The sequence below is a fragment of the Cupriavidus neocaledonicus genome (assembly GCF_000372525.1).
GTDB lineage: Bacteria > Pseudomonadota > Gammaproteobacteria > Burkholderiales > Burkholderiaceae > Cupriavidus > Cupriavidus neocaledonicus.
This window is the reverse complement of sequence record NZ_AQUR01000028.1, coordinates 1-3,078: the sequence shown is the minus strand read 5'-3', so window position 1 is coordinate 3,078 and position 3,078 is coordinate 1. Positions and strand designations below refer to the sequence as shown.

At 56.1% G+C, this 3,078-nt stretch carries 1 protein-coding gene and 1 pseudogene; both read left to right on the top strand.

The window, feature by feature from the left end; all coding sequences use genetic code 11:
- The first annotated feature begins 598 nt into the window (after nt 1-598).
- Nucleotides 599-1,381 (top strand): GH12 family glycosyl hydrolase domain-containing protein, encoded by a 783-nt coding sequence (locus tag A3AG_RS0100280; RefSeq protein WP_012354599.1) that lies wholly within the window; start codon nt 599-601, stop codon nt 1,379-1,381.
- A gap of 143 nt (nt 1,382-1,524) precedes the next feature.
- Nucleotides 1,525-2,699, top strand: a pseudogene (locus A3AG_RS30965) (IS3 family transposase).
- Nucleotides 2,700-3,078: the final 379 nt, after the last annotated feature.

The window sequence follows — 3,078 nt, the reverse complement described above, 5'->3', positions numbered from 1 at the left end:
ATGAATGTGGGATTGGATGGGATCCTCAAAGCAACGCTTCAGCCAGTCGTCGCGCTGACGTCCGCTGGAGGTATTTCAGCGGCCTGCTAGGGCCGAACCTGGCGTCGAATTCGTGCCGTACCGCGCTGCGAACACAACCGGCAATCCTCATTTGGTTAGTTTGGCAATGCTAATGTTTGAACACCATCCCCTCGGGATATCAGATATCAGGAAATCCTTATTATAAATTAAAGAAAATCCGATGACATCTTCTGTAGGGTGCGATTAGTATCTGTATAGGGATTGGGCTAGACAGGCCCTCCTTGAGTTGGTGTATGTCTCCCCAAACAATGCGTCCTTTATAGCGCCCGACTTCCCGTCGGGCGTTTTTTTAACGTCTGTGTGCGGGTGTATTGTGCCGTATACGATGGCATCCCGGACACGCCAGTGGTAGGGGATCTGCTAATGGAGAACCAGGCAGCTCTGTCGGTATTTCCGGCGCGGAATCGTTAGGTAGTTCATTTCCGCTTCAGTTGAACTCGTACGACACCCAGCCATCTTCGTTAAACTAGAACGCCTTACCGATTCTAAGTATTTACACCGATAGGATTAAGAAGATATGCCAAAATTTCTAGCCATATTGGGATGTCTCACCTCCCTGATGCTGATGCTTGGATCCACCGTCGCGCAGGCTGCAACATGGTCTGTAACTTCGCCTTCAACTTCATCCTGCCATGAGCATACTCTTTTCGCGCGTTGGAGCTACGAGGGGTATACCTTAAACAATGACGTATGGGGGCCTTGCAGCGTTCCTCCAGTCGCAGTTGGTCCGCAGTCCTTTTGGGCTAATTCAAGTTTCGACTGGAGTGTCACATCAGACCAGCCTGACACGAACGGCATAAAGTCCTATCCGCACGTCGAATACTTTGTCAACAAGCCTGTCGGTTCGCTGAGGAAGCTCACTGCCACTATCTCAGCTACCACGCCCTCTGCTGGTGCATGGGAATCTACGTTGGATATCTGGGCAGACGCAAAACAGCACGAGATCATGGTCTGGCTGAACTACACGGGCACCTCGAATGGATGCGGTAATGTCAAGCCAATCTCGTACAACTGGACTGCTGAAGGTTGCGCGATTCCGCTCTACAGTAACGTTTCGCTGTCCGGTAGCACCTGGAATGTCTATGTCGGTACCAACGGCAAGAACGCCGTCTATTCTTTCTTACGTACAGCGAAGACCAACCAAACTACGATCGACGTGCTGGAGATTATGAATTACTTAAAGTCGCTGAACTATTTTGATGACGTGGTCGTCGGCGAGATCCAGTACGGTTTTGAAATTACATCCTCGGTCGGTGGGCTGAGCTTTGGGTCTAAGAACTTCGCCGTCACCGCTGAGTAATTTTAAGGCGGCATAAAATTCTGAAGTGCAACACCTTGTCAATTTGTAAGGTGTTGTGAATGACGAAGAAGAAGTCCTGAGCTTGCCCCCGAAAAAGGAATCCCTTGCTGAGCGTTTAAATTCATGCAAGGAGAGTCAAGAAGATGAGCAAGACGACGCGAGCGCGGTACACGCTCGAATTCAAGCTGGGAGCGGTTCGGCTGGTCAAGGCGGGCCAGAGCATTGCGGCGGAGGCTGCGGCGCTGGGCGTGCCAGGGCAGTCGATTTCCAACTGGGTCTAGGCCGAGCAGGAAGGCAAGCTCGGCGGGGCCGGCACGAAGCCGGTCCGCGCGGAGCAGATGGAATTGTCGAGAACTTCGTGCCGAAGTGGCACGTCTGAAGATGGAGCGTGTCATCCTAAAAAAGGCGTGCGCGTACTTCGCGAAGGACTCGACGTGAAGTACGCTTTTATCGAACGCAATCGTCACCACTGGCCGATTTCGGTGTTATGCGAGGTGCTGGAAGTCAGCCCCGCCGGCTTTCATCAACGGCGGCAACGCGCCGCTAAGGACAGGCCGCAGCGCAGCCGCGTGAGCGACGACGCGCTGCTGGTGCACATCCAGGCGATTCACGCGGAGGTCAAGGGCGAGTACGGTTGGCCGTGCATGTGGAAAGAGCTGGTTGCGCGCGGCGTACTGAAAGGAGCGCGTGCGCAAGCTGATGGTGCAACACTGCGTGCGTGCCCGGCACAAGCGAAAGTACATCGCGACGACGAACTCGAAGCATGGCCTGCCTGTCGCACCGAACCTACTGGAACGCAACTTCACGGCGCCGGCGCCGAATCGGGTCTGGACGAGCGACATCACCTACGTGGCGACGGCTGACGGCTGGCTGTACCTGGCCGTCATCATCGACCTGTTCAGCCGGCAGGTGGTGGGGCTGGTCGATGCAGCGGCATATGAAGGCCGAGTTGGTCACGGATGCGTTGCGCATGGCATGGTTCCGGCGTCGCCCCGATGCCAGCGTGATTGTGTATAGCGACCGTGGCAGCCAGTACTGCGGCGGGCTCTTCCAGGACACGCTCAAGGCGTACGGCATGCGTTCGTCGATGAGCCGGCCCGGCGATTATTGGGATGCGCCAACCGAAAGCCTGTCGGGTTCGCTGAAGGTCGCACGACTGCACAGCCGGCGCTTCCCGACGCGGCGTGCCGCGATGGATGAAATCGTCGACTGGCTCGGCTTCTACAATGCTCGCCGGCTGCATTCGACATTGAACTACGTCAGCCCTATGACGTTCGAGAAGAATTGGGCCGCTGCCCAGCCAGGGCAAGCGGCCTGATGGCCTCGGCTATGGGATTCGTGAAACAGGGGCAAGCTCAGTCCTAGCAACTGCGGCCCGCCCATGTTCATCCCAGCGCGCCGGCACAAGCATATGTGTTGAACGCCAAACATCATTCATGAGCGGGATTCACGTCGAGCTTGTGCATGGAGGTTGACTGCCGAGGGCGATCTGGGACGCTTCGATGGCGTTCAAGAAGACCCTGATCGAACGTGCCCTGGGCGCTGGAGAGGTGGCGCCGTTTGTTCGGATAGAGATCCGGAGTTTTTAAGTGGAAGCGCTGNGGCAGTCAGGCTGCCGATTTGATCGCTGGCAGCGTGGCGAAGTATGCCTCATCCGGGGTCTGGTCCGCCAGACTGGAATGGGGCCGTCGTTGGTT

What these genes read in the sequence shown, in the direction of transcription:
- A3AG_RS0100280 (WP_012354599.1), top strand. Translation starts at nt 599, where the DNA reads ATGCCAAAATTTCTAGCCATATTGGGATGTCTCACCTCCCTGATGCTG.